The organism is Janibacter sp. DB-40 (assembly GCF_029510815.1).
In the GTDB taxonomy this organism is placed as follows: Bacteria; Actinomycetota; Actinomycetes; order Actinomycetales; family Dermatophilaceae; genus Janibacter.
The window spans coordinates 2,457,814-2,484,019 of sequence record NZ_CP120360.1 but is presented as its reverse complement, the minus strand read 5'-3'; the positions used below and the strand labels follow the sequence as shown (position 1 = coordinate 2,484,019).

Sequence of the window (26,206 nt, the reverse complement as noted above, 5' to 3'; positions counted from 1 at the left end):
TTGAGAGGGGTGGTGGCCCGACTCAGGCCGGAGACCGGACCTGCAGACCACGCAGGGCACGTGACCAAGGCGTCCGGTCTCCGCGCCAAGGGCCGCCGCGCCTCTCGACCCGAGAACCACCACCAGCCCGGAGTCAGCCGCAGTCGAGCAGGCCCATCTCCTCCTTGAGGGTGAGCACCCGGGTCACGGACTCCTCGACTTTCTCGGCGAAGGCCTCGTCCCCCTTCGCCCGCTCGATGATCGCGGAGGTCATCGTCGGCACCTGCTCCGGCTCGACGGTGAGCACGATGTCGCCGCCGGCGGCGATGAACTTCGTCGCTCGCTCCGCGACCGGCGTGGCCTGCACGGCTGCCGCGGTACCGACGTCGTCGGTGATCACCACCCCGTCGAACCCGAGGTCCTGGCGCAGCATCCCCTCGATGATCCGGTCGGAGAAGACGGCCGGGGTGCCCGGGTCGATCTTCGCGTAGCGGGCCGACCCGATCATGACGATCTTGGTGCCGCCGTCGATGACGGTCTCGAAGGCCTGCAGGTGGGAGTCGTCCGTGGTCATCTCGGTGTCGGTGATGCCCTCGGTCGTCAGGTCGGTGTTGCCGGTGATCCGACCGATCCCGGGGAAGTGCTTGACGGTCGGCTCCACGCCGGCGTCCTGCATGCCGCGGGCGAAGGCGAGCGCGCCGGCGCCGGCGGCCTCGGGGGTCGAGCCGTACTGGCGGCCCCACTGGCCGATCGGGTCGTTGGCCTGCCCGATGGCGGTGGGGACCGTGTCGGCCACGGGGGCGAGGTTGACGTTGACGCCGGCCGCGGCCAGCTCGCCTCCCCACCCCTTCGCCGCCGATCGCAGGTCGGGCAGCTGCGCCTGCTGCAGACCGGAGGGCATGGAGGAGAAGCCGGCCCCGGTCAGCTGCTGGACCTCGCCCCCCTCCTGGTCGGCGGAGACGATCATGCCGACCTTCGTGCCGTCGACGGTCGGCGCCATCTGCTGGAGGTGCTCGCTCGCCGCCGCGACGGTCTGCGAGCCCTGCCACCCACCGAGGTAGAGCATCGAGCCCAGGCCCTGGTCGCTGACGGGCCCGTCGAGGCCCGTCACGGGCCCGGGGTTCATGGCGGCCATGAGGAGCTGGCCGGCCTGCTGCGTCGGCGTCATCGCCTCGCGGACGTCGGTGACGCAGGAGTCGGCCTGTGCCTCGGTGGTCGCGCCCCCGTCCGAGGACCCGGACGGGCTGGACGAGGTCGAGGACGTCGAGGAGCCGCCCGTGCTGCTCGGCTCGGGGCTGCCGGAGCCGCCGCATCCGACGAGGGCGAGCGCGGCTGCGCCGGCGGCGATCCGGGGCAGGGCGTGGGGGCGTCGCGACATGGGTGGAGAGTACCCGCGCGGACTGGACGCGGCTCAGTCGCAGGGGGAGACGACGAGCACGCTCTGGGCGCCGCCGACCCGGGTCAGCACGATGGTGGCGCTCGCGCCGTCCCCGGCGCCGCGACCGATCTTCAGCTGACGGCGCAGCTGGTCCTCGTCGAGGCGGATGCCGCGCTTCTTGATCGTCAGCCCGGTGATGCCGTGCTCGCGCAGCCACGCACGCAGCGCCTTGACCGAGAAGGGCATGGCCTCCAGCACCTCGAAGCGGCGGGCGTGCCCGAGGTCGATCTCCAGATCGCTCGTCACGTACCCGAGGCCCGGCTCCAGCTCGGCGCCGGAGACGGCGCCGGTGACGGTCCCGATGAGGCCGGCGCGCACGACGGCCCGGTCGGCCTCGTAGAGCCACCGGCCGGTGTCGGCCAGCGCGGCGGCCCGGCGGGGGTCGTCCTCGCAGCTGCGCTCGTCGACCTCGACCGGAGGGTGGCCGCGGCGCAGCACCCGGGCGCTGCGGCCGGTCTCCTTGACCAGGGGGCCCCACCAGACGGTGCACTCGAGCACGGTGCCCTGCCAGGAGAGCCACTGCGCCTCGGTCCCGAGCGGCGGGATGTCATGGGGAAGGGAGGGGCTCAGCTTCGCGCCGGTCGCGGGCACGTCCCGGGCGACGGAGAGGACGAAGTCCCACGACGGGGAGATCTCGTCCAGTCGGAAGACGCGGCGGGTGCGGCCGGAGCGGTCGGCGACGCCGGGCGTGCGGCGGGCCGGGTCCAGCCAGACGCCGGCGCGGGCGTGCAGGGGGTCGAGTGGGGGCTCGAAGTCCTCGGCGACTCCCGTGCGGGCCCGGCTGTCCGGCCACGGCCGCAGGTTGATGTCGGCCAAGGCCGCCGTCAGCGGGTCGGCGTCGATGCCTTGGACGGTCACGCCCAGGGCGCTCATGGCCATCGCGTCGGAGCCGATGCCGCAGCCCAGGTCGTGGACGGTGGCCAGACTGGCGGCGGCGTACCGACCGGCGTGGGTCGCGGCGACCTCGAGACGACTGGCCTGCTCGAGCCCGTCGGGGGTGAAGAGCATGCCCTGCGCGAACTCGCCGAACTTGTCCTGCGCGCGTGCCCGCAGGCGCTTCTGGGTCATCAGGGCAGCGGCCTGCTCGGCGCTGCGACCCTCGGCCCGCAGCGCGCTCACCTGTGCCACGGCGTCGGCCTCCCGGTACTCGGGGAGGTCGTGCAGGGCGGCATGGCCCTCGGGGGAGGCCAGCCAGCGCACGGTCGTCAGATCCACACGGGGCATTGTCCCTTCTCCGCGGGCGCAGCGAAGAAGACGGGCCGGAGGTGATCACTTCGAGACCACCGGGACGGGCGGTTGGCACTCGGGTTGACCGAGTGCCAACCGCCGCATAGATTTGGACTTGGCACTCACCACTGGCGAGTGCCAACGCCATGGCTGGTCGATCCCCGCGACGGCGTCCGGCCCGGCACTTACGACAACTCATCATCATTCACGACCCTCACAGAAGGAGTCAGCGTGTCGGTTTCCATCAAGCCGCTCGAGGACCGCATCGTCGTCCAGTCCGTCGAGGCCGAGCAGACCACCGCGTCCGGACTCGTCATCCCGGACACCGCCAAGGAGAAGCCGCAGGAGGGTCAGGTCGTCGCCGTCGGCCCGGGCCGCTTCAACGACGACGGTGACGAGCGCGTCCCGATGGACATCTCCGTCGGCGACCGTGTCATCTACTCCAAGTACGGGGGCACCGAGGTCAAGCACGCCGGCGAGGAGTACCTCATCCTCTCCGCGCGTGACGTCCTCGCGATCGTCGGCTGACGATCCCCGAGACCCTGCGGCCGGGCACCGGCCGCAACTGCTGACGCCCCGGGTGCGGGCCCTCCCGGGTCCCACCGGGGCGTCGCCGTTTCCCCCCTCTTCTCACCTGAGACCAAAGGACACCCATGGCCAAGGAACTGGAGTTCAACGACTCCGCCCGTGACGCCCTCCTGCGTGGCGTCGACCAGCTCGCCAACGCCGTCAAGGTGACGCTCGGCCCCAAGGGCCGCAACGTCGTCATCGACAAGGCGTGGGGCGCCCCGACCATCACCAACGACGGCGTGACCATCGCCCGCGAGATCGAGCTCGAGGACTCCTACGAGAACCTCGGCGCGCAGCTGGCGAAGGAGGTCGCGACCAAGACCAACGACGTCGCCGGCGACGGCACGACCACCGCCACGGTCCTCGCCCAGGCGATGGTCCGCGAGGGCCTGCGCAACGTCGCGGCGGGCGCAGCCCCGTCGGGCCTCAAGCGCGGCATCGACAAGGCCGTCCAGGCCGTGTCCGACCGCCTGCTGGAGAACGCCCGCGAGCTCGAGGGCAAGGAGGAGATCGCCCAGGTCGCTGCCCTCTCCGCGCAGGACCACGTCATCGGCTCCACGATCGCCGACGCCTTCGACAAGGTCGGCAAGGACGGTGTCATCACGGTCGAGGAGTCCTCGACCGCCGAGACCGCTCTCGACTTCACCGAGGGCATGCAGTTCGACAAGGGCTACATCAGCCCGTACTTCGTCACCGACCCGGAGCGCATGGAGGCCGTCCTCGAGGACGCCTACGTGCTGATCAACCAGGGCAAGATCTCCAACATCCAGGAGATCCTCCCGGTGCTGGAGAAGGTCGTCCAGTCCGGCAAGCCGCTGATGATCATCGCCGAGGACGTCGACGGCGAGGCGCTGTCCACCCTCGTGGTCAACAAGCTCAAGGGCGTCTTCAACGTCGTGGCCGTCAAGGCTCCCGGCTTCGGTGACCGCCGCAAGGCGATGCTGCAGGACATGGCCATCCTCACCGGTGGCCAGGTCGTCGCCGAGGAGGTCGGCCTCAAGCTCGACCAGGTCGGCCTCGAGGACCTCGGCCAGGCCCGTCGCGTCGTCGTCACCAAGGACAACACGACGATCATCGACGGCCAGGGCAATGCCGACGACGTCAACGGTCGCGTGGCCCAGATCAAGGCCGAGATCGAGCGCACCGACTCCGACTGGGACCGCGAGAAGCTCCAGGAGCGCCTCGCGAAGCTCGCCGGCGGCGTCTGCGTCATCTCCGTCGGTGCCCACACCGAGGTGGAGCTGAAGGAGAAGAAGCACCGCATCGAGGACGCGATCTCCGCGACGCGTGCCGCGATCGAGGAAGGCATCATCGCCGGTGGCGGCTCCGCGCTCGCCCACGCCGTGGCCGTCCTCGACGGGCTCACCCTCGAGGGTGACGAGGCCGTCGGCGCGAACATCGTGCGCAAGGCCGCGGTCGAGCCGCTGCGCTGGATCGCCGAGAACGCCGGCCTCGAGGGCTACGTCTGCGTGGCGAAGGTCCAGGAGCTCACCCCGGGTAACGGCCTCAACGCCGCCTCGGGCGAGTACGGCGACCTGGTGGCCGCCGGTGTCATCGACCCGGTCAAGGTGACCCGCTCCGCGCTGGTCAACGCCGCGTCGATCGCCTCGATGGTCCTGACCACCGACACCCTCGTGGTGGACAAGAAGGAGGAGGAGCCCGAGGCAGCCGGCCACGGTCACTCCCACTGATCTCCTGACACACCTCGAAGGGGGGTCGCTCACCGCGAGGTGGGCGACCCCCCTTCGTCGTGCCCGCTGGTGTCGGGCCGAGGTGGTCAGGTGAGCCCGACGGCGCGGGTCACCTCGACCGACGCGGGGGAGGCCGCGATCAGTCGGCGACGATGACGCGGACCTCGACGGTCTCCTCGAGCTCGCGCAGGCGCTGCTCGGTGTCCGCCGGCAGGGAGCCGGCGAGGTCGGTGACGGCGTAGCCGAACTCGCCCTTGGTGCTCAGCTGCTGGCTGTCGATGTTGGCGCCGCCCTCGGCGAGGATCGCGTTGACGCGGGCCAGGACGCCGGGGACGTTCTTGTGCAGGTGCAGGATCCGGGTGTCACCGGCGGTCTGCGGGGCGGCGACACCGGGCAGGTTGACCGACATGGTCGTCGCACCGGAGACGGCCCAGTCGCGCAGCTTGCCGGAGACGTAGCGGCCGATGTCCAGCTGCGCCTCCTCCGTGGAGCCGCCGACGTGCGGGGTGAGGATGACGTTGGGCAGGCCCTGCAGCACGGACTCGAAGGTGTCGCCCGCCTTCTTCGGCTCCGTCGGGAAGACGTCGATCGCCGCGCCGGCGATGTGGCCGGAGACGATGTTGTCGCGCAGGGACTCCACGTCGACGACGAAGCCGCGCGAGAGGTTGAGGAAGAGGCTGCGCGGACGCATCCGGGCGAACTCCTGCGCGCCGAAGTTGCCCGCGTTGCCGGAGCGGCCGTCGACGTGGAGCGTGATCGTCTCGCACGTGGTGAGCAGCTCCTCCAGCGACCCGCAGCGCTTGGCGTTGCCGAGCGGCAGCTTGTCCTCGAGGTCGTAGTAGTACACGTGCATGCCGAAGGCCTCGGCGACGACCGACAGCTGGCTGCCGATGTTGCCGTAGCCGATGATGCCCAGGGTCCGGCCGCGCACCTCGTGGGCGCCCTTGGCGGACTTGTCCCAGACGCCGGCGTGGAGTGCGGCGTTCTTGTCGGTGAGGTGGCGGGCCATCGAGATGATCTCGGCCATCGCCAGCTCGACGACGCTGCGGGTGTTGGAGAAGGGCGCGTTGAAGACGACGGTGCCGGCCTGGGACGCGGCGTCGAGGTCGATCTGGTTGGTCCCGATGCAGAACGCGCCGATGACCTTCAGCTCCGGTCGGGCCTCGAGGACGGCGCGCGTCACGTGCGTCTTGGAGCGGATCCCCAGCATGTCCACGCCCTCGAGAGCGGCGACCAGCTCGGGCTCGTCGAGCGCACCCGAGCGCGTCTCGACGTCGAAACCGGCGTCGGTCAGGGCCTCGCGGGCGACGTCATGGATGTTTTCCAGCAGCAGCACCTTCACGTGTGCAGGGTATGACGGACACGGCTGCGGCCCGGCACCGGTTCGGCATGCGGAACCGAGCACGCCGTTGCGTGCCCGGCTGACCTACTCTTGGGTCATGCGTCTTCTGGGAGTTCTCGGTGGGATGGGTTGGTCGGCGACGGCGGAGTACTACCGCCGCCTCAACGAGGGGTCGAGGCCCGGCTCGGTGGCCTGCACAGCGCCCGGGTGCTCATCAACAGCGTCGACTTCCAGCCGGTGGACGACGCGGAGAACGCCGGCGACTGGGATGGCATGGCCCGCCTCCTCATCGAGGGCGCCCAGAGCCTGCAGGAGGGCGGGGCCGAGGCCGTCCTCATCGCCGCCAACACCATGCACGCCGTCGCCGACCAGGTCAGTGCCAGCGTCGACGTCCCCTTCCTGCACATCGCCGAGGCCACCGCCACCGCGGTGCAGGGTGCCCGCCAGCGCAAGGTCGGGCTCGTGGCGACGGCGACGACGATGGCGGGCGACTTCTACACCAAGCCCTTCGAGGAGCGCGGCATCGAGGTGATCCTTCCGTCGGAGGAGGAGCGCCCCGAGGTCGACCGGATGATCTACGAGGAGCTCGTCCACGGCATCATCAAGGACACCTCCCGCAAGACCCTCCGGCAGATCCTGCACGGCATGGCCGACCGCGGCGCCGAGGGCATCGTCCTCGCCGGGACCGAGATCGGCCTGCTCGTCGACGAGGACGACTCACAGGTCCCGATGCACGACACCACCGAGATCCACGTCGACCAGGCCCTGGACTGGATGCTCAGCGGGTCCTGAGCACGCAGCGGCGAAGGGGGGAGGCGGCTCGGTCACCGAGCTCGCCTCCCCCCTTCACCCGTCTCACTCGCCGGTGCGCCGGGTGCCCGGTGCGAGGTCGACGCCCCAGCCCTCGTTGCCGTCGTCGAGGGCGAGGCCGACCAGCACCGGGTCGTGGTCGGAGCTGCGGTACGGGGTGGACCCGTCGAAGAGCCCGGCCTGCGTGGCGCTCTTGTGGGTCCGGTCGTAGTCGATGACGTCGGGCTCGGGGGAGTTGATGTGCCACTCGGTGACCCCGGTGATCTGCTCGCCGAGGGTCGACGAGGACATCGCGTAGTCGAGGTAGCCCCACTGGCCGTCGAAGACGTAGCTGAAGCCGAACTCGCCCACGTGCTCGCGCACGAGGTCGGCGTACCCGGCCGATCGGAGCGCGTCGATGGGGTCCTCGTGGTCGTAGGAGTTGAGGTCACCGAGGATCATCCAGTCCTCGTCCACGATGCCGGTCGGGTCGGTCTCGATCCAGGCGGCCAGCTCCTGCGCGGCCAGGGTGCGGGTGCGGTTGCAGCTGCCGGCCCACTCGTCGTCGTCACCGGCCCCGCAGGAGGACCCCTTGGACTTCAGGTGGTTGGTCGCGACGGAGAAGACCTCGTCGGTGCCGTTGCGCCAGAAGGAGGCCGCCAGGGCAGCGCGGTTCTTGTCCTGGCCGGTGCCCGCCGGGTCGAGGAACTGCGGCGTGTCCAGGACGGCACTCTCGCCGATCGGCGTCACCTCGTCGGCGCGGTAGAGGATGCCGACCTTGATCGCGTCCGTGCCGACCACGGTCCCGTCGGTGCGCACGTGCGCCCAGTCCTCGCCGGTGCGCTCGCGCAGTCCCTCCGCGAGGTCAGCGAGGACCTCGACGCCAGGGGTGTTCTCCACCTCGTTGAGCGCGATGACCTCGGCGTCGAGGCCGTCGAGCGCGCTGAGCAGCTTGGCCCGCTGGCGGTCGAGCTCGGCCTGCGTGTCGGCCCCGCGGCAGTCCATGTCCTGCTGGGGCCCGCAGCGCGCCGAGCCGTCGTCGAGCGTGCGGAAGTAGTTGAGCGCGTTCATCGCGGCGACCTGCACGTCACCACCGACGTCCTGCGGCCGTGCCGGGCGCTCGGTGCGCTCGTAGGCGTCGTGCCCGGTCGGCAGGATGCGGTACTTCTCGTAGGAGAAGTAGACCGCGCCGGTCAGCCCGGTCACCGTGTCCCCGCCCCGGAAGGCGTTGTCCAGGGTGAACTCGTCCCGGGTGATCGGGTGGATCACCTCCTCCGGGTTCTGCGAGGAGAGGCCGTCGTCGATGGTGATCCGGCTCAGCTCGTTCCACGCGCGGCGCGCCACGGCCTCCTCGGAGCCGGGGTCGGCGACCGCGGTCGGGGTGAAGGGGCGCTCCTCGCCCTCGTAGGGCAGCGCGACCACCGTCTCGCCGTACCGGTCGTAGTCGAAGTACTCGGTGACCACGAGCTCCTGCTCGAAGGAGGCCGTCATGCCCTCGACCGCTTCGAGGTCGGCCCGGTCGGCCAGCGGGAAGGACAGCGACGTCGGGGACGGGGCCGGGGCGGTGCCCAGCACGTCGACCTCGGTGTCGCCGAGCTGGGTGTTGCCGTAGCGCTCCTCGACGGTGCCTGTCACCCGCACCTCGTCGCCGACGGAGGCGGTGTCGGACCCACCGGTGTGCACGAAGACCCCCTCGGAGGTCGCGGGGTCACCGTCGGTGTCCGCGTCCTCCTCCTGCACGAAGAGACCGCCCAGCATCGGGCCGGGCCCCTCCTGGTCGTCGACGACGACACCGTGGACCACGACCTGTTCGCCCACGAGGGGCGAGGTGTCTCCTGCTCCCTGCACCTCGTGGATCAGCCGCTCCTGGGCGGTGTCACCGCCACCGGAGCCCCCTCCGGAGCCGGCGGTGGGCGTGTTGATCGACGGGTCGTTGTCGAAGGAGAGGATCTGCCAGTCCGCGGCCGTGTCGGTGTCCACGCCGTCCTCGACCCGGCCGACGCCGGCAGGCAGGTAGGACCCGTCCGGCCCGATGAGCGGGGCGTCGAAGGCGAAGTGCGAGGCGTCCTCACCGTCCGTGGAGGCCACCGCGTCGCGCACGACGATGTCGGCGTCGACGGCCGACCCGGTCAGCGACGCGGTCTCGACCAGGGCGAAGGTCGTCGAGGAGTTCTCCAGGCTGTCCTCGAGCGCGCGGTCGGCGTCGATCGAGTAGACCGTCTCCGCGACCTGGTTGGCAGCGAGGAAGAAGCCGTTCTCGCCGAGCGCGTCGCCGGGGCCGAGGTCCACCCGGGTGTCGATCGTGCCGTTGGAGCTCTGGTCGTCGCTCTCGACTGCGATCAGGCTCAGGCCGTCCAGGCTCGTGTCGGGCGTGCCGTGGAGCTCGATGTACTCCGCGTCACTGCTCGTGGTCGAGGCCAGGACCTCGTTCAACAGCACCGGGTCACCGGTCGCTGCACTGCTCGGCGGCGTCACGACGGTGACGGAACCCGCGACCACCACCCCGGTCACCATGGTCAGGATCCTGCTGCGCACATGCCCCTCCTCGACGGTCGGGACCGGCCCCCGTGGCGCGCTCCCCGGGCGACTTCACCACGTCCGCGGTGATCTCGCCACCGCAGGGGCAGGAGTTCGAGGCGCCGTCGCCGGACGTTCACCCCCGCCAGCCGCACGCCGGGGCGAAGGGGGGACCCCTTCGCCGTCGACTCACCAGGGAACGTCGACCTCCGGCTCGCCGGTGACGACCTCGATCTCCTGACCGCCGTGGGCGACGACGCTGCCCGCGCCGACCTGTGCGCCCCGGCGGGTCTCGACCTGACCGTCCACGGTCACCTCACCGTTGGCGATGACCGCACGGGCCATGGCACCGTCCTCGACCAGCCCGGCGAGCTTGAGCAGCTGGCCCAGGCGGATCGACTCGTCGCGGATGTGGACGGGCTCTGCGGAAGTCACCTCACCAGCCTAGGTCCCGTGACGACCGGGGCGCCCACCGCTCGGGAGCGGAACGCCCGGGCATGACGCGCCCCCGGGAGGATGCGGTGTCTCCCGGGGGCGCGCGATCAGGGGTACGGGTCAGCCGGCGAGCCCGGCCCGCTGCACGTCCCGCTCGGCGAGGAGGGCGGCGCGCTCGTCCTCGGACATGCCGCCCCAGACCCCGAAGGGCTCGCGGATGGCCAGGGCGTGCTCGCGGCAGGCGTCGATGACGGGGCAGGTGCTGCAGATCTCCTTGGCCGCCGCGTCGCGCAGGCGACGAGCCGCTCCGCGCTCGCCGTCGGGGTGGTAGAAGGACTCGCTGCCGGTCTCTCGGCACACGCCCTCGTACTGCCACTCCCACAGGTCGGCGACCGGACCTCGTGGATTCGTGTGAACTGCCATGGCTCGTGGTTCCCCTTGACGACGGTGCGAGGACGCACGCCCATCGCGCGTCCTGGACGACTAACTGTTGTCAAATCTAAGGAGATTTCGGCCAACGGGGGGCGACGGCAAGGTAAGGGTTCCCCCCGGATCAACGGGGTGATGGTCAGGGAATGGTCACGTCAGGAGGCGCACCTGCGGTGCCATACGATAGGGCGATGGACGTGCGCGACTCGACCGACCGTGACCACTCCGGAGCCTCGGGCCACGACCCCTTCGCCAAGGTCGGACTCACCTACGACGACGTGCTGCTCCTCCCGGGATACAGCGAGCTGGCCCCGGGCGACCTCGACACCACGAGCCGACTGACGCGCGGGATCAGCCTGCGCACGCCGCTGGTCTCGGCGGCGATGGACACGGTGACCGAGTCCCGGATGGCGATCGCGATGGCGCGGCAGGGCGGCATCGGCGTGCTGCACCGCAACCTCTCGATCGATGACCAGGCCTACCAGGTCGACCTCGTCAAGCGGACCCAGACCGGCATGATCACCAACCCGATCACGATCGGGCCGGGCGCCACCCTCGAGGAGCTCGACACGATCTGCGGTGAGTACCGCGTCTCCGGCCTGCCGGTGATCGACGAGGACGGCGTCCTCATCGGCATCTGCACCAACCGCGACCTGCGCTTCACCCCCGTGGCGGAGTGGGCGACCACCAAGGTCCACGAGGTCATGACCCCGATGCCGCTGATCACCGCCCCGGTCGGCATCTCCCACGAGGACGCGACGCTCCTGCTGCGTCAGCACAAGCGCGAGCGGTTGCCCATCGTCGACGATGCCGGTCGTCTGGCCGGCCTGATCACCGTCAAGGACTTCGTCAAGAGCGAGCAGTTCCCCGATGCGAGCAAGGACGCACAGGGGCGCCTGCTCGTCGGCGCCGCGATCGGGTACTTCGGGGACGCCTGGGAGCGGGCCACCACCCTCATCGACGCCGGTGTCGACGTCCTCGTCGCCGACACCGCGCACGGGCACGTCAAGCTCCTCCTCGAGATGTGCGCCCGCCTGAAGAAGGACCCCGCGACCAAGCACGTGCAGGTGATCGGCGGCAACGTCGCGACCCGCCAGGGCGCGCAGGCCTTCGTCGACACGGGCGTCGACGCGATCAAGGTCGGCGTCGGGCCGGGCTCGATCTGTACCACCCGCATCGTCACCGGGGTCGGCGCCCCGCAGATCACGGCGGTCCACGATGCCTCGCTCGCCGCGCGTCCGGCCGGCGTCCCGGTCATCGCCGACGGTGGCCTCCAGCACTCCGGTGACATCGCCAAGGCGATGGTCGCCGGAGCCGAGTGCGTCATGGTCGGCTCGCTGCTGGCCGGGTGCGAGGAGAGCCCCGGAGAGCTGATCTTCGTCAACGGCAAGCAGTTCAAGGCCTACCGCGGCATGGGCAGCCTCGGCGCGATGAGCTCCCGCGGCAAGAAGTCCTTCTCCAAGGACCGCTACTTCCAGGCCGAGGTCACCAGCGACGACCAGCTCGTGCCCGAGGGCGTCGAGGGCCGGGTCGCCTACCGCGGCACGCTCTCCCAGGTCGCCCACCAGATGGTCGGCGGGCTGCGGCAGTCGATGTTCTACGTGGGGGCCGGGACGATCCCCGAGCTGCAGTCGAAGGGGCAGTTCGTCCGGATCACCTCCGCCTCCCTCAAGGAGAGCCACCCGCACCACCTGCAGGGCATGGTCGAGGCGCCGAACTACTCCGTCTGAGCCATCTCTCGACTTCGATCGGGGCGGGCCACCGCAGGGTGGTCACGCCCCGATCGCGTCCCGGTAGCCGGGCAGGGAGCTCCCGCCGTCGGTGGTGCGGTCGATCGTCCCGGACGCCAGGACCGCGCGGACGATCGCCCGGCTGACGCAGTCGGCTGCGGCGGTCTGCAGCGCCACGAGGTCGAGGGGGGCCGGGGCCGGCTGCTCCCGCGTCGACAGCGCGAAGACCGTGTCCCCGTCGAAGGCCGTGTGGACGGGGGCCAGTGCCCGGGCGAAGCCGTCGTGGCTGACGCGGGCGAGACCGGTGCACCCCGCCTTGTCGAGTGTGGCGTCGGTGGCGACGACCGCCAGGGTCGTCGCCATCCCGGCCCGCAGGGCCTTCATCTCCGCCTGTCGTGCGGCCCAGTGGCGTTGCACCGCAGCAGGATCGGGGTCCGGGAGGTCCACCTCGCCGGGCACGAGCAGGTGCTCGGCGAGCAGTCGGCCGTCGGGGCGAAGGGGGGACCCCACGGCGTTGACCGCGACGAGTGCGCCGACGGTCGCCCCGGAGTCGAGGAGCAGGCTCGCGGTGCCGATGCCGCCGTGCAGGCCGCCGGCGCGGGCTCCCGTGCCGGCGCCCACGCCCCCTTCGTCCACGGGGCCGGAGGCGGCAGCGAGGTACGCCGCGCGACCATCCGCCGAGTCGGGGTGGTGGCGCCAGGCGCCGGCCCGCCCGAGGTCGAACAGGATCGCGGCCGGCACGATCGGCACGACCTGCTCCGGGCCGCCCGCGGCCCAGCCCCGTCCCTCGTCGGCGAGGGCCTGCACGACACCGTCCGCGGTGGACAGGCCGAAGGCGCTGCCGCCGGAGAGGACGATCGCGTCGACCGCGTCGACGAGGTTGCTCGGGGCGAGGGCGTCGGTCTCACGGGTCCCGGGGCCGCCCCCGCGCACGTCCACGCCGGCGCACGTACCGAGCGGGGGTGCGACGACCGTCGCGCCGGTCAGCCAGCCGGGCTCGTCACGGGTGGCGTGGCCGACCCGCACTCCCGGGACGTCGGTGATCGCGTTGTGGGGTCCAAGGCGCATGCTCCCAGCATGCCCGCGCGGGTGTGGGGATGCAGCAGCGGTCGTGACTCACCCGTCACCGAGGCGTCGGTCGTCAGGGCGGGGTGCGGGCGAATCGTGCGGTGGGGTCCGCTCACGGCCCGGGGCGACATCGTCGAGCTGCTGCCTGTCCTTCGCGCTGACGGTGTCGCGCAGCCGTTCGGACGTGGCGTCGCTGCGCAGGCGGCGGACCAGCTCCACGCGCGCTCGGGCGGTCTCGGAATCCGGCCAGACGCGATCACATGCCGCATTCAGTGCCGCGCCGACGAGGATCGCCACGGCGGTGAGGTACAGCCACAGGAGAACCGCGATGGGCGCGGCCAGCGGGCCGTAGATCGAGGGGCCCCCGATGACTCCCTGCAGTGCCCATCGCAGCAGGAAGCTGCCCAGGATCCACACCAGCAGGGCCAGGCTCGCTCCCGGAATGTCGTGTCGCCACGAGGTCCGCACGGGGACGGACAGGTGGTACAGCGAGGTGAGGAACGCGACGCTGAGCACGATCACGGTGGGCCAGTAGAGGGTCGTCATCACCTGCAGCTGCTCCGGAAGCACCGAGTCGATGATCCGTGGGCCGACGAGCACCAGCGGGAGCACGACCACGCCGACCACGAGGCCGACGACGTACAACCCGAACGAGAGCGCGCGGGTGCGGATGACGCCACGTCGTCCGGCGAGTCCGTAGAGGATCGTGATCGTGTCCACGAAGACGTTGAGGGCCCGCGAGCCGGACCACAGGGCGAGCACGAAACCGATGGAGACGACGTCGAAGCGCCCACCCTCGAGCACCTCGTCCATGGTCGGTCGGATCACGGTCTCGATGCTCTCGTCGGTCAGGACACGCCCGGCCAGGCTCAGGGTGGTGTCGCGCAGCGTCTCGACCTGGGCCACGTCGAGCGCGCTGACGAAGAACCCGATGCTGCCGGCGAGTGCGAAGATCAGCGGTGGAAGGGACAGGATGGCGAAGAAGGCTGCCTCGGCCGCGAGTCCCATGAGCCGGTGGCGGAACGAGGCGGTCACGGTCGAGGTGATCAGCTGCCACGCGATGCGCCGGGACCGGGCCCACGGAGCGGCGCGGCCCTGCACGTCCCCTGCGCCCTCCGCCCTCATGACGCCACGGTACGCGCGCACCGGACGGCAGGCGCGCCTGCGAGGCGCCCTCGTCGCACCTGCGGACACCGCCTTCGTCCGGCCGGTGATTGACTGGGCCGATGAGCACCAGCAGCGCCCCCCTCCGCGTCCTGGACGGCCACAACGACCTGCCCTGGCACCACCGGGAGCTCGCCGGGTACGACCTCGACGCCTGCGACATCGCGCACGCCCAGCCGCAGCTGCACACGGACCTGCCGCGGATGCGCGACGGGGGTCTGGCCGCCCAGCTGTGGTCGGTGTGGGTGCCGTGCTCGTTCACGGGGGAGGCGGCCGTGGCCGCCACCCACGAGCAGATCGACTTCGTGGAGGCCCTGTGCGCCCGCTACGAGCAGATGGTCCCGGCGCGCACGGCCGCTGACGTCCGCTCGGCGTGGGGCGAGGGTCGGCACGCCGCGCTGATCGGCATGGAGGGCGGGCACTCGATCGCGGGCTCGCTGGAGACGCTGGCCGCGTTCGCGGACAGGGGCGCCCGCTACATGACGCTGACGCACAACGACAACACCGAGTGGGCGGACTCGGCGACGGACGAGAGGGTCCACGGAGGCCTGACCGACTTCGGCCGGGAGGTCGTGCGGTCGATGAACGACCTCGGCATGGTCGTCGACCTCTCCCACGTCAGCGCCGAGACGATGCACGACGCCCTCGACACCTCGCGGCTGCCGGTGATGTTCAGCCACTCCGGCGCCCGGGCGGTCTGCGACCACCCGCGCAACGTCCCCGACGACGTGCTCGAGCGGGTCCCGGCGAACGGCGGGATCGTCATGGCCAATGTCGTGCCGAAGTTCGTCAACCAGGCGCGTGCCGACCTGGACCTGGGTCGTACCGACGCCGTCCCGGAGCCGGTGGCCACGATCGAGCACGTCGTCGCCCACTTCGAGCACCTGCGCGAGGTGGTCGGCATCGAGCACGTGGGCATCGGCGCCGACTACGACGGGGTGGACGAGACGCCCGTCGGCCTCGAGGACGTCTCGACCTACCCGGCGCTCCTCGCCGCGCTCGGCGAGCGTGGTTGGTCCCGCGGCGACCTCACCGCCCTCGCGCACGGCAACGCGCTGCGCGTCCTCGAGGCGACCGAGGTCTGATCAGGCGCGCATGTCCGGGTACGGGCGGTCCGTACGACTCGTGGTCTCGCCGGGGACGGTCGGCCCGGAGACACCCTGCCGGCCGGTGAGCGCCTTCTTCGCCTGGCTCGAGATGCCACCGATCTGGCGGTGGTACTTGCCGTGGGTGCGCTTGTCGATGAAGCCGGTGGCCTTGTCGATGTAGCCGGTGGCCTTGTCGGGGTTCTGGTGCGCCCACTTGCGCGCCGACTCGACGGCGGTCAGTACGACGGCCGCCCGCTTGAACTTCGGCATGCCTTGTCCTTCCGTGGTGGTGATCGTCCTCCATCATCCCAACGAGCGGGCGTGGCCGACGATTCCGGGTGTGGCGTCCGCGCCGCCACCGGCCCCATCTAGGGTGGCAGGGTGAACGAGATCGAGATCGGCCGAGCCAAGCGGGGCCGCAGGGCCTACTCCTTCGACGACATCGCGGTGCTGCCGAGCCGGCGCACGCGCGATCCGCAGGAGGTCTCCCTCGAGTGGCAGATCGACGCCTACCACTTCGAGATGCCCGTCATCGCCGCCCCGATGGACTCCGTGATGTCCCCGACCACGGCGATCGCCTTCGGTGAGGCCGGAGGCCTGCCGGTCCTCGACCTCGAGGGCCTGTGGACGCGCTACGCGGACCCCGAGCCGCTGCTGGCGGAGATCGCCTCGCTCGATCCCGCCCGGGCGACGGCCCGCATGCAGGAGATCTACTCCGCGCCGATCGTGCCGGAGCTGATCACCGAGCGGCTGCACGAGATCCGGCAGGCGGGGATCACCGTCGCCGGTGCGCTCAGCCCGCAGAACACCCAGCAGTACTGGAAGACCGTCGTCGACGCCGGCGTCGACCTCTTCGTCATCCGCGGGACCACGGTCTCCGCCGAGCACGTGAGCAGCCGGAGCGAGCCGCTGAACCTCAAGCGCTTCATCTACGAGCTCGACGTCCCGGTCATCGTCGGGGGAGCGGCGACCTACACGGCCGCGCTGCACCTGATGCGCACCGGCGCCGCGGGGGTGCTCGTCGGCTTCGGTGGCGGGGCCGCCTCGACCACGCGGCAGGCGCTGGGCATCCAGGCCCCGATGGCGACCTCGATCGCCGACGTCGCCGCCGCCCGGCGCGACTACCTCGACGAGTCGGGGGGCCGCTACGTCCACGTCATCGCCGACGGCGGCCTCGGCACGAGCGGCGACATCGTCAAGGCCATCGCCTGCGGTGCCGACGCCGTGATGCTCGGCGCGACGCTCGCGCGCTCGGCCGAGGCCCCCGGTCGGGGCTTCCACTGGGGGGCGGAGGCGCACCACCCCGAGCTGCCGCGAGGGGCGCGGGTCGAGGTCGGCTCCGTCGCCCCCATGGAGGAGGTCCTCTTCGGGCCCAGCCGCTCCGCCGACGGCACCACCAACCTCGTCGGCGCCCTGCGCCGCGCCATGGCCACGACCGGGTACACCGAGGTCAAGGAGCTGCAGCGCATCGAGGTCGTCGTCGCGCCGCACCAGCCGAGCTGACCCCCTTCCGGGGCTCGTCCTCGTGGCCGGGGGCACCCCCTTCGCTGCTCGACGAAGGGCGCTCTGGTGGGCCATCTCACAAGTGGACATCGACCTGTGGTCTTCCTCGACGCGGGGATCTACCCTCGGGTAATGACCTCGGAGACCATCGCTGACCCAGAGCTGGACCCCACCGCGACCTACGCGGTCGACCCGAGCCGGGCCCGCCGCCTCGCGAGCCGGGTCGTGGCCTCACCGACGGCGCAGACCTTCACCAGGACCTCGCCGATGACCGGTGGTCCCATCGCGACGCTGCCGTTGTCGACGGCACAGGACGTCGCCCGGGCCGTGACCGCCGCCCGGGCCGCGCAGAGCCGGTGGGCCACCACGTCCTTCGACGACCGGGCGCGTATCCTGCTGCGGTTCCACGACCTCGTCCTCGACAAGCAGGTCGAGCTGCTCGACCTCGTCCAGCTCGAGTCGGGCAAGACGCGGCACCAGGCCTTCGAGGAGGTCGCCGACACCGCCATGGCGGCGCGGTACTACGCGCGCACCGCGCAGGCCCACCTGCGGCCACAGCGGGTCCAGGGCGCCCTCCCGCTCCTGACCCGCACCCACGTGCTGCACCACCCCAAGGGCGTCGTCGGCGTCGTCTCGCCGTGGAACTACCCGCTGAGCCTGGCGATCACCGACGCCCTGCCCGCCCTCATGGCCGGCAACGCGGTCGTGCTGCGCCCGGACCAGCAGGGCTCGGTCACCGCGCTGGCGGCCGTCGAGATGCTCGTGCGGGCCGGTCTGCCCGAGGGCCTCTTCCAGGTCGTCCTCGGTCGCGGCTCCGAGGCCGGTCAGGCGATCGTCGACTCCGCCGACTACGTCTGCTACACCGGCTCCACGCCGACCGGGCGCAGGGTCGCGCAGTCCGCGGCGGCGCGGCTCGTCTCCTTCAGCATGGAGCTCGGCGGAAAGAACTCCGTCTACGTCGCTGACGACGCCGACCTGGACAAGGCCGTCGAGGGTGCCGTGCGCGGCTGCTTCTCCAGCGCCGGCCAGCTGTGCATCTCCACCGAGCGGGTCCTCGTCCACGAGGACGTCGCCGATGAGTTCGTGCCGCGCTTCGTCGCCGCCGTCCGGGAGATGACGCTGAGCACAGCGCTCGAGTACGGCCACGACATGGGCTCGCTGGTCAACCAGAGCCAGCTCGACACCGTCACCGAGCACCTCGAGGACGCGGTGACGAAGGGAGCGACCGTCCTCACCGGCGGCAAGCACCGTCCCGACGTCGGCCCCTACGTCTTCGAGCCCACCGTCCTCGACGGGGTGACGTCGGCCATGACCTGCCGCGACGAGGAGACCTTCGGTCCGCTCGTCTCGATCTACCGCGTGGCCGACGACGAGGCCGCGATCGCCCTGGCCAACGACACCGAGTACGGCCTCAACTCCTCCGTGTGGACCACGGACGTGCGCCGGGGTCGCCGCATCGCCGAGCGGATCCGCACGGGCACGGTCAACATCAACGAGGCCTACGCCGCGGCATGGGCCTCCATGGGCGCGCCCATGGGCGGCATGAAGGACTCGGGCACGGGCCGGCGGCACGGGGCCGAGGGGATCCTGAAGTACACCGAGGCGCAGACCGTCAGCTCCCAGCACGTCATGCCGATCGCGCCCGCCTTCGGCATCAGCCACCAGACCTACGCCAAGGCGCTGACCGCCGGCCTGCGCGCCATGAAGATGACGGGGATGAAGTGAGCAGCACCAGCACGACACGCAAGGCCCTCGCGGGCACGGTGGACACGGACGTCCTCGTCATCGGCTCCGGCTTCGGAGGCTCCGTCGCCGCCCTTCGCCTCTCCGAGAAGGGATACCGGGTCACGGTCCTCGAGGCCGGCCGCCGGTTCGAGGACGAGGACTTCGCCGAGACCAGCTGGGACCTGAAGAACTTCCTCTGGGCCCCCAAGGCCGGCTGCTACGGGATCCAGCGCATCCACATGCTCAAGGACGTGATGATCCTCGCCGGCGCGGGTGTCGGTGGCGGGTCGCTCAACTACGCCAACACCCTGTACGTGCCACCGACCGTCTTCTTCGAGGACCGCCAGTGGGGCCACATCACGGACTGGCAGTCCGAGCTGAAGCCGCACTACGACACGGCCAGCTCGATGCTCGGCGTCGTGACCAACCCCTGCGAGGGACCGGTCGAGGACGTCATGCGCGCGGCCGCCGCGGACATGGGTGTCCCGGAGACCTTCGTCAAGACCCCGGTCGGGGTCTTCTTCGACACCGAGGAGGGCGCCCACGAGCAGGGGAGCACGGTGCCCGACCCGTACTTCGGCGGTGCCGGACCGTCGCGGACCACGTGCACCGAGTGCGGCAACTGCATGGTCGGCTGCCGCGTCGGGGCCAAGAACACCCTGATGAAGAACTACCTCGCGCTCGCGGAGCGGCTCGGGACGCAGATCGTGCCGATGCGCACGGTCACCCGGGTCGGGGTCGTGCCGGGCACCGACGCCGCGGGCGAGGAGATCTACCGGGTGCGCCACGAGGCCACCGACAAGCCCGGCGACAAGGGCGCCCGGGTCACCACCGCCCGCCACGTCGTCGTCGCCGCCGGGACCTGGGGCACCCAGAATCTCCTCCACCGGATGAAGGACGACGGTGAGCTGCCGCGCATCAGCGACACCCTCGGCGCCCTGACCCGCACCAACTCCGAGGCCCTCCTCGGCGCCCTGACCGAGCGTCCCCCGACCGGTGCGGACGACCTCACGAAGGGGGTGGCGATCACCTCCTCCTTCCACCCGGACGAGGACACCCACATCGAGAACGTGCGCTACGGCAGGGGCTCGGACGCGATGGGCCTGCTCACCACGCTCCTCACCCCGCCGCGGACCGGCCGCACCCCGCGCCTGGTCAAGCTGCTCGCGGCGCTGCCGACGCAGCTCCCGGCGCTGAAGGCGTGGTTCCCGCCGGGGACCCACTTCGCCGACAGCACCGTCATCGGGCTGGTCATGCAGAGCCTCGACAACTCGCTGACGACCTCCCTCCGCCGGGGGGTGCTCGGGAACCGTCGCCTGACCTCGCAGCAGGGCCACGGGGAGAAGAACCCGACCTACATCGAGTCGGGGCACAAGGGGATCAGGGTCATCACCGAGCGGCTCGGCGAGCGGCTCGGCATGCGCACCTTCGCGGGCGGCACGTGGAGCGAGGCCTTCGACATCCCGCTGACCGCGCACTTCCTCGGCGGCGCCGCGATCAGCGACTCGCCCGACCACGGCGTCATCGACCCGTACCACCGGGTGTGGGGCCACCCCGGTATCACGATCAGCGACGGGTCGGCCGTCTCGGCCAACCTCGGCGTCAACCCCTCGCTGACGATCACCGCGCAGGCCGAGCGGGCCTTCTCGCTGTGGCCGAACGCCGGTGAGACCGACCCACGCCCGGCGCAGGGCGAGCCGTACCAACGCCTGCAGCCGGTCGCCCCGAGCGTCCGGGCGGTGGAGAGGTTCACGCACGCCAGCGCCAAGGTGAACCTCGGTATGCCCCAGGTCGTGGCCGGCTGAGGGTGCGCGCGGGGGAGCGGCCGGCGTGATCCGGGACACCCAGATCGCCCACGTAGCCTTGGGCACGTGCTCCGGACCGCCCTTCGCCCCCGTTACCTGGGGCTGCTCGCGCTCGCGCTGGTCATCGGCGTCCTCTGCGTCATCGCCGGCCGGTGGCAGTGGTCGGTGGCGCACGACGAGGCGCGGGCGGACACGGTCCGGGAGATCCAGGACCGCCCGGTCGTCCCGCTGGACGACTTCGTGCAGCCGCTCGAGGACTTCCCCGACGGCGGGTCCGGCCAACGGGTGACCACGACCGGCGAGTACACCGGTGACCAGGTGCTCGTGGTCGACCGTCTGCTGAACGACGAGCTGGGGGCGTGGGTCGTCGACCGCTTCGTCGTCGCCGGGACCGGGGCCAACCTCGCCGTGGTGCGCGGGTGGATCCCGAAGGGGGAGACCCCGCCACCGGCGCCGTCGGGCACCATCGAGCTGCTCGGGTCGTTGGCCCCGAAGGAGGCCCCCGACGAGGGCGTCGGTCTCGCCGACGGTGAGATGACGTCGGTGGACGTCGCCAAGCTGGTCAACGTCTGGCCGGGCGAGATCTACAACGGGTTCGCGTTCGCCATGAGTGAGGACGGCCGGGAGCAGGCGCCGGGCCTGGAGCGGGTGCCACCGCCGCTTCCGGACACCTCGTTGCAGTGGCGCAACGTCATGTACGCCGTCCAGTGGTGGGTGTTCGCTGCGTTCCCGCTGTGGATGTGGACGAAGATGGTGCGTCAGACGGCGCGCCGGGACGAGGCCGTGGAGGCCGAGGAGATCAAGGAGCACGTGACATGAGCACCGACGAGCAGGTTGTGGCCACCGCCGACCCGAGGGCGATCGCGAGCGCGTTGACCCTCTTCCGGGTGAGCGCGATCGTCGCCGGCCTGGCGATGTTCGTCCTCATCGTCGAGATGGTCCTCAAGTACGGCTTCGACAACGACGTGCTCACGTGGTGGTCGCCCGTGCACGGCCTGATCTTCATGGTCTTCGCCGTCGCCACCGCCAACCTCGGCTTCAAGGTCGGGTGGTCGGTCGGGCGGATGATCGCGGTCCTGCTGCTGGCGTGCATCCCCTTCATCGCCTTCGTCGAGGAGCGTCGCGTCGTCCGCGAAGTCACCCCGCTCACGCAGTGACCGGGACCGGGAGCGGCCGGATCACCCCGGTAACCTGTCCGCGTGACGGATTCGCTCAAGACCTCCCCGGTCCTCGTCGTCGACTACGGCGCCCAGTACGCCCAGCTCATCGCCCGGCGGGTGCGTGAGGCCAAGATCTACAGCGAGGTCGTGCCCCACACGACGCCGGTCGCCGAGATCCTCGCGAAGGAGCCGGCCGCAGTCGTCCTCTCCGGCGGACCCTCGTCGGTCTACGCCGACGACGCCCCGGGCCTGGACGCGGCCCTCCTCGAGGCCGGCGTCCCCGTCTTCGGCATGTGCTACGGCTTCCAGGCCATGGTCAAGGCCCTCGGTGGGACGGTCGAGCGGACCGGCCTGAGTGAGTACGGCTCGACCCGGGCGGAGATCGCGGAGCAGGACTCGACCCTCTTCACCGGTCAGCCGGCCGAGCAGTCGGTGTGGATGAGCCACGGTGACTCCGTGACCGAGGCTCCCGAGGGGATGCGGGTCACGGCGAGCACGTCCGGGGCGCCCGTGGCCGCCTTCGAGGACGACGAGCGCCGCCTCTACGGCGTGCAGTGGCACCCCGAGGTCATGCACTCCACCTTCGGCCAGAGCACCCTGGAGAACTTCCTGCGCCGCGGCGCCGGCCTCGAGGCCGAGTGGACCTCGGACAACGTCATCGACGAGCAGGTCGAGATCATCCGCGAGACCGTCGGGGAGGACCGCGTGCTCTGCGGCCTGTCCGGCGGAGTCGACTCGTCCGTGGCCGCGGCACTCGTGCAGCGCGCCGTGGGGGAGCAGCTCACCTGCGTCTTCGTCGACCACGGGCTGCTGCGCCAGGGCGAGGCGGAGCAGGTCGAGCAGGACTTCGTCGCGGCGACCGGCGTCAAGCTCGTCGTCGTCGACGCCAGGACACAGTTCCTCGAGGCTCTCGCGGGCGTGAGCGACCCCGAGGAGAAGCGCAAGATCATCGGTCGCGAGTTCATCCGCGTCTTCGAGCAGGCCGCTCGTGACGTCGTCGGCAGCGGCGACGACGAGCACCCGGTCAAGTGGCTCGTGCAGGGCACGCTCTACCCGGACGTCGTCGAGTCCGGAGGCGGCTCGGGCGCGGCCAACATCAAGTCCCACCACAACGTCGGTGGGCTGCCCGACGACCTGCAGTTCAAGCTCATCGAGCCGCTGCGCGCCCTCTTCAAGGACGAGGTGCGCCAGGTCGGCCGCGAGCTCGGTGTGCCCGACGAGATCGTCGACCGCCAGCCCTTCCCCGGCCCCGGGCTGGGCATCCGGATCATCGGCGAGGTCAGTGAGCACAACCTCGACATCCTGCGCCGCGCGGACGCGATCGCCCGCGAGGAGCTGTCCGCGGCCGGGCTCGACCGGGAGATCTGGCAGTGTCCCGTCGTCCTCCTCGCAGACGTCCGCTCGGTCGGTGTCCAGGGGGACGGGCGCACCTACGGTCACCCGATCGTCCTGCGCCCCGTCTCCTCCGAGGACGCGATGACGGCCGACTGGACCCGCGTCCCCGGCGACGTGCTGGCCCAGATCTCCACCCGGATCACCAATGAGGTGCCCGAGGTCAACCGCGTCGTGCTCGACGTCACGAGCAAGCCGCCGGGCACCATCGAGTGGGAGTGAGCGCGCCCCGATGTCGCAAGAGCCTAAGCAGTTGCGAAGTCAGAGGGGCGGAGGAGAGCGCGACGTGGACGGGAGTGGTGCGATGCAGGTCAGCGAGTGGATCCTGCGCCGGGTGATCGTCGGTCCGCCCCTGCGGGCGTACCTGCGGCTGCGCGTCGAGGGCGCGGAGCACGTCCCCGCGACCGGTCCGGTGATCATCGCCAGCAACCACCTCAGCTTCGTCGACTCGATGGTCATCCCGCTGGCCGCCGGCCGCAAGGTCGGCTTCCTCGGCAAGGCCGAGTACCTGCAGGGCACCGGCCTCATGGGCTGGATCAAGCGCCTGTGGTTCGGCGAGTTCGGCGGCATGATCCCGGTCGACCGTTCCGACGCGCGGGCCGCGGCCCGCTCGCTCGAGCTCGCGGAGGAGCACCTGTCGAAGGGGGGCGCCTTCGGCATCTATCCCGAGGGCACCCGCAGCCGCGACGGCATGCTCCACAAGGGGCGCACCGGGGTCGGTCGGCTGGCCGCGGCCACCGGGGCGGTGGTCGTCCCGTGTGCGCTCACCGGGACCGACAAGGTCCAGCCGGTCGGGGCCACGGGGTTCCGCCCGCACCGGGTGACCGTCCGCTTCGGGCCGCCGGTCGACGTCGACTCCCTGCGGGAGCAGCACGTCAAGAGCAAGCTCTTCCGGGCGATCACCGACGAGGTGATGGACGGCATCGCCGAGCGCTGTGACCAACCCCGCAGCGCCGACTACGCGGACCGCCCGGGGCCCGGTGCCCCGTTAGGGTGATCCGGTGCTGAGAACGACGATCGCAACCCTCGCCGGCAAGGCCGCCCGCCACGCAGCCCGTCTGAGGGGCGGGGGCTCGGGAGGATCTGCCCTGCCCGGCCTCGTCGCGGAGAAGGTCGACCCCGCCTTCCTCGCCCACACCCTCGCCGACGTGCCGGGCGGCATCGTCGTGGTCTCCGGGACCAACGGCAAGACGACGACCACGAAGATGCTGGTCGCGATCCTGCGCGCCCACGGCATGCGGGTCTTCACCAACCCCACGGGCAGCAACTTCACCCGCGGAGTCATCTCCGCGATGCTCGCGGAGATGCCCGTGCGCGGTGGGCTCGAGGCGGACATCGCCGTCCTCGAGCTGGACGAGGCGCACGCACTCCACTTCGGCCGGGCCGTCGCCCCCACCCATGCCCTCCTGCTCAACGTCGCCCGCGACCAGCTCGACCGCTTCGCCGAGATCGACCACACGGCGGGGTTGCTCACCCGGCTGGCCGCGATGACGACGCACGGGGTTGTGCTCAACCGGGACGACCCCTTCGTCAACCGCATCGCGACCACGCTCGCGCCGGGCGTCGACCTCACCTGGTTCGGCCTGGACGCGTCGGTCGCCGACCGCGCCGGCGAGCTGTCCGAGCACGATGCCCGGGCGCAGGAGGACTTCACGCCGCCGGTCGCCGGTGAGCGCGACGGCCTGCTGACGCCGGTCGACGAGGAGTCGCTGCGCATCACCTTCGGTGCCCACGGCGAAGGGGGTTCCCTCGGCCCCGTGACCCTGCGCCAGCGTGGTCTGGCCGCGATGATCAACGCCACCGCGGCGACGTCGACGGCCAAGCACCTGCTCGGCGCCGCGTTCCGCCACGAGGCCACCGAGCGGGCGCTGCGGACGGTGGCGCCCCCCTTCGGCCGCGGTGAGGTCATCGACGTCGACGGCAGCCCGCTCGAGCTCGTCCTGGTCAAGAACCCCGCCGGCTTCACCGTCGCGCTGAGCACCTACGCGAGCACACCGGCCGCGACGATGGTCGCCATCAACGACGACTACGCGGACGGCCGGGACGTCTCGTGGCTCTACGACGTCAGCTTCGAGTCCCTGCGGGCGAAGGGAGTGGCCCTCACCTCCGGTGTGCGCGGCTGGGACATGGCGCTGCGCCTGCAGTACGACGACGTGGCCGTCGCCGCCACCGAGACGGACCTGGCGAAGGCCCTGACCACCTTCCTCGCCGACCACGAGGGGGAGCCGAAGCGCATCTTCACCTCCTACACGGCGATGCTCGCGCTGCGCCGGATGCTCGGTGAGCGCTACGACCTGCCCGAGATGGGCGTCGACGCGCCCGAGACCGATGGAGGAGCGGCATGAGCGGCACCGGACCCGACAGCCCCCGCGACGTCACGATCCTCGGCGAGCCCGCGGGCTCCGACCGTCCCGCCGACCCCGGGCACGAGGGCAAGGGCGAGATCCACCTCGTGCACATGTACCCCCGCGAGATGAGCATCTACGGGGACCTGGGCAACACCCGCTGCCTCGCCGCGCGCATCCGGCGGCACGGGTACGTCCCGGTCGTGCACCAGCACCACCCCGGGCAGTCGCTGCCGGAGACCGTCCACCTCATGGTCGGTGGCGGCGGTCAGGACTCCGGGCAGGTCACCGTCGAGGCGGACCTCGAGCGCCACGCCGACCGGCTCCGGGACCTGGTCACCGAGGGCGTGCCCATGCTCATGATCTGCGGGATGTACCAGCTCTTCGGCCAGTCCTTCGTCACCGTCGACGGCAGGCGCGTGCCCGGTCTGGGGATCCTGGACGCGACCACGCAGGGCAACGAGGTGCGGATGATCGGGCCGGTCGTGCTGTCCACGGAGTTCGGTGACGTCGTCGGCTACGAGAACCACTCGGGCTCGACCGTGCTCGGGGCGGGCCAGGACCCCTTCGGCCGGGTCCGCCACGGGCAGGGCAACAACGGCTCCGACGGCACCGAGGGTGCCGTCACCGGGCACGTCGTCGGCTCCTACCTCCACGGACCGATCCTGCCGGCCAACCCGCGCCTCGCGGACGCCCTCATCGGGTGGGCCGCGGAGGTGGCGACCGGTCGGCCCTTCGAGCCCGAGGAGCTCGACGACGCGGTGGCCGACCAGGCGCACGCCCGTCAGGTGGCCCGCCTGCTGGGCTGA

At 71.3% G+C, this 26,206-nt stretch carries 23 protein-coding genes; 14 read left to right on the top strand and 9 right to left on the bottom strand.

All coding sequences use genetic code 11. The annotated features are described in order from the left end of the window. Positions 1-133: 133 nt before the first annotated feature. Together PVE36_RS11800 and PVE36_RS11795 are read right to left on the bottom strand one after the other, a co-directional pair. Positions 134-1,357, bottom strand: a complete 1,224-nt coding sequence (locus PVE36_RS11800) for a glycoside hydrolase family 3 N-terminal domain-containing protein (protein ID WP_277452584.1) — start codon at positions 1,355-1,357, stop codon at positions 134-136. Positions 1,358-1,390: 33 nt separating this feature from the next. Beyond that, positions 1,391-2,632: a class I SAM-dependent methyltransferase gene (locus tag PVE36_RS11795; protein WP_277452582.1), complete on the bottom strand. Its 1,242-nt coding sequence runs from the start codon at positions 2,630-2,632 to the stop codon at positions 1,391-1,393. A gap of 243 nt (positions 2,633-2,875) precedes the next feature. Between PVE36_RS11795 and groES the strand changes: the two genes are divergently transcribed. Together groES and groL are read left to right on the top strand one after the other, a co-directional pair. Then, on the top strand, positions 2,876-3,172 hold the full coding sequence (groES, locus tag PVE36_RS11790; RefSeq protein ID WP_277236958.1) for a co-chaperone GroES: 297 nt from the start codon (positions 2,876-2,878) through the stop codon (positions 3,170-3,172). Positions 3,173-3,297: 125 nt separating this feature from the next. Beyond that, positions 3,298-4,905 (top strand): chaperonin GroEL, encoded by a 1,608-nt coding sequence (gene groL / locus PVE36_RS11785; RefSeq protein WP_277452574.1) that lies wholly within the window; start codon positions 3,298-3,300, stop codon positions 4,903-4,905. Positions 4,906-5,044: 139 nt separating this feature from the next. On the opposite strand, the gene serA is transcribed toward groL, so the two are convergent. After that, on the bottom strand, positions 5,045-6,247 hold the full coding sequence (gene serA / locus PVE36_RS11780; RefSeq protein ID WP_277452572.1) for a phosphoglycerate dehydrogenase: 1,203 nt from the start codon (positions 6,245-6,247) through the stop codon (positions 5,045-5,047). A gap of 207 nt (positions 6,248-6,454) precedes the next feature. Here serA and PVE36_RS11775 point away from each other — a divergent pair, with 207 nt between their 5' ends. Continuing rightward, complete coding sequence (locus PVE36_RS11775) at positions 6,455-7,039, top strand: amino acid racemase (protein WP_277452570.1); 585 nt, start codon at positions 6,455-6,457, stop codon at positions 7,037-7,039. Between the two features lie 63 nt (positions 7,040-7,102). On the opposite strand, the gene PVE36_RS11770 is transcribed toward PVE36_RS11775, so the two are convergent. The 3 genes from PVE36_RS11770 to PVE36_RS11760 form a co-directional block, all read right to left on the bottom strand. Further along, the gene (locus PVE36_RS11770; protein ID WP_277452568.1) at positions 7,103-9,571 is read right to left on the bottom strand and encodes an ExeM/NucH family extracellular endonuclease; all 2,469 of its coding nucleotides are present in this window, start codon (positions 9,569-9,571) and stop codon (positions 7,103-7,105) included. 171 nt (positions 9,572-9,742) lie between these two features. Continuing rightward, complete coding sequence (locus PVE36_RS11765; protein WP_277452565.1) at positions 9,743-9,988, bottom strand: RNA-binding S4 domain-containing protein; 246 nt, start codon at positions 9,986-9,988, stop codon at positions 9,743-9,745. 120 nt (positions 9,989-10,108) lie between these two features. Beyond that, a complete protein-coding gene (locus tag PVE36_RS11760) occupies positions 10,109-10,411 on the bottom strand; it encodes a WhiB family transcriptional regulator (RefSeq protein WP_277452563.1) in 303 nt (100 codons plus the stop codon). 197 nt (positions 10,412-10,608) lie between these two features. Here PVE36_RS11760 and guaB point away from each other — a divergent pair, with 197 nt between their 5' ends. Further along, a complete protein-coding gene (gene guaB, locus PVE36_RS11755; RefSeq protein WP_277452562.1) occupies positions 10,609-12,147 on the top strand; it encodes an IMP dehydrogenase in 1,539 nt (512 codons plus the stop codon). Positions 12,148-12,189: 42 nt separating this feature from the next. Here guaB and PVE36_RS11750 read toward each other — a convergent pair whose 3' ends face one another. Further along, positions 12,190-13,215: a P1 family peptidase gene (locus PVE36_RS11750; RefSeq protein ID WP_277452559.1), complete on the bottom strand. Its 1,026-nt coding sequence runs from the start codon at positions 13,213-13,215 to the stop codon at positions 12,190-12,192. Between the two features lie 48 nt (positions 13,216-13,263). Beyond that, a complete protein-coding gene (locus tag PVE36_RS11745; RefSeq protein WP_277452556.1) occupies positions 13,264-14,340 on the bottom strand; it encodes a YihY/virulence factor BrkB family protein in 1,077 nt (358 codons plus the stop codon). Between the two features lie 101 nt (positions 14,341-14,441). On the opposite strand from PVE36_RS11745, the gene PVE36_RS11740 reads away from it, so the two are divergent. Continuing rightward, positions 14,442-15,464, top strand: coding sequence for a dipeptidase (locus tag PVE36_RS11740; protein WP_277452554.1), 1,023 nt, complete (start codon positions 14,442-14,444; stop codon positions 15,462-15,464). Here the strand turns inward: PVE36_RS11740 and PVE36_RS11735 are convergent, their stop codons facing one another. Next, entirely contained in the window at positions 15,465-15,737 is a 273-nt protein-coding gene (locus PVE36_RS11735; RefSeq protein ID WP_277452552.1) for an antitoxin, read from the bottom strand. 111 nt (positions 15,738-15,848) lie between these two features. On the opposite strand from PVE36_RS11735, the gene PVE36_RS11730 reads away from it, so the two are divergent. From PVE36_RS11730 to PVE36_RS11690, 9 genes are all read left to right on the top strand, one after another. Next, positions 15,849-16,970 (top strand): GuaB3 family IMP dehydrogenase-related protein, encoded by a 1,122-nt coding sequence (locus PVE36_RS11730; protein ID WP_277452550.1) that lies wholly within the window; start codon positions 15,849-15,851, stop codon positions 16,968-16,970. Between the two features lie 132 nt (positions 16,971-17,102). After that, on the top strand, positions 17,103-18,695 hold the full coding sequence (locus tag PVE36_RS11725) for a succinic semialdehyde dehydrogenase (RefSeq protein WP_277452549.1): 1,593 nt from the start codon (positions 17,103-17,105) through the stop codon (positions 18,693-18,695). Beyond that, positions 18,692-20,500 carry a GMC family oxidoreductase gene (locus PVE36_RS11720; protein WP_277452547.1) on the top strand — a complete coding sequence of 603 codons (1,809 nt, stop codon included), beginning with the start codon at positions 18,692-18,694 and terminating at the stop codon, positions 20,498-20,500. The genes PVE36_RS11725 and PVE36_RS11720 overlap by 4 nt, the downstream gene beginning before the upstream one ends. Before the next feature lie 66 nt (positions 20,501-20,566). After that, positions 20,567-21,319, top strand: coding sequence for an SURF1 family protein (locus tag PVE36_RS11715; protein ID WP_277452545.1), 753 nt, complete (start codon positions 20,567-20,569; stop codon positions 21,317-21,319). Continuing rightward, the gene (locus PVE36_RS11710; protein ID WP_277452542.1) at positions 21,316-21,657 is read left to right on the top strand and encodes a DUF3817 domain-containing protein; all 342 of its coding nucleotides are present in this window, start codon (positions 21,316-21,318) and stop codon (positions 21,655-21,657) included. The genes PVE36_RS11715 and PVE36_RS11710 overlap by 4 nt, the downstream gene beginning before the upstream one ends. Before the next feature lie 42 nt (positions 21,658-21,699). Continuing rightward, the gene (guaA, locus tag PVE36_RS11705) at positions 21,700-23,274 is read left to right on the top strand and encodes a glutamine-hydrolyzing GMP synthase (protein ID WP_277452541.1); all 1,575 of its coding nucleotides are present in this window, start codon (positions 21,700-21,702) and stop codon (positions 23,272-23,274) included. Between the two features lie 82 nt (positions 23,275-23,356). Next, positions 23,357-24,049 carry a lysophospholipid acyltransferase family protein gene (locus PVE36_RS11700; RefSeq protein WP_277452540.1) on the top strand — a complete coding sequence of 231 codons (693 nt, stop codon included), beginning with the start codon at positions 23,357-23,359 and terminating at the stop codon, positions 24,047-24,049. 4 nt (positions 24,050-24,053) lie between these two features. Next, on the top strand, positions 24,054-25,397 hold the full coding sequence (locus tag PVE36_RS11695) for a Mur ligase family protein (RefSeq protein ID WP_277452535.1): 1,344 nt from the start codon (positions 24,054-24,056) through the stop codon (positions 25,395-25,397). After that, positions 25,394-26,206: a cobalamin biosynthesis protein CobB gene (locus PVE36_RS11690; protein WP_277452534.1), complete on the top strand. Its 813-nt coding sequence runs from the start codon at positions 25,394-25,396 to the stop codon at positions 26,204-26,206. The genes PVE36_RS11695 and PVE36_RS11690 overlap by 4 nt, the downstream gene beginning before the upstream one ends.

Coding starts and splice junctions, on each gene's coding strand:
- PVE36_RS11740 (WP_277452554.1), top strand. CDS start 14,442: ATGAGCACCAGCAGCGCCCCCCTCCGCGTCCTGGACGGCCACAACGAC.
- PVE36_RS11745 (WP_277452556.1), bottom strand. CDS start 14,340: ATGAGGGCGGAGGGCGCAGGGGACGTGCAGGGCCGCGCCGCTCCGTGG.
- PVE36_RS11760 (WP_277452563.1), bottom strand. CDS start 10,411: ATGGCAGTTCACACGAATCCACGAGGTCCGGTCGCCGACCTGTGGGAG.
- PVE36_RS11800 (WP_277452584.1), bottom strand. CDS start 1,357: ATGTCGCGACGCCCCCACGCCCTGCCCCGGATCGCCGCCGGCGCAGCC.
- PVE36_RS11735 (WP_277452552.1), bottom strand. CDS start 15,737: ATGCCGAAGTTCAAGCGGGCGGCCGTCGTACTGACCGCCGTCGAGTCG.
- PVE36_RS11690 (WP_277452534.1), top strand. CDS start 25,394: ATGAGCGGCACCGGACCCGACAGCCCCCGCGACGTCACGATCCTCGGC.
- guaB (WP_277452562.1), top strand. CDS start 10,609: ATGGACGTGCGCGACTCGACCGACCGTGACCACTCCGGAGCCTCGGGC.
- PVE36_RS11710 (WP_277452542.1), top strand. CDS start 21,316: ATGAGCACCGACGAGCAGGTTGTGGCCACCGCCGACCCGAGGGCGATC.
- groL (WP_277452574.1), top strand. CDS start 3,298: ATGGCCAAGGAACTGGAGTTCAACGACTCCGCCCGTGACGCCCTCCTG.
- PVE36_RS11725 (WP_277452549.1), top strand. CDS start 17,103: ATGACCTCGGAGACCATCGCTGACCCAGAGCTGGACCCCACCGCGACC.
- PVE36_RS11700 (WP_277452540.1), top strand. CDS start 23,357: ATGCAGGTCAGCGAGTGGATCCTGCGCCGGGTGATCGTCGGTCCGCCC.
- PVE36_RS11750 (WP_277452559.1), bottom strand. CDS start 13,215: ATGCGCCTTGGACCCCACAACGCGATCACCGACGTCCCGGGAGTGCGG.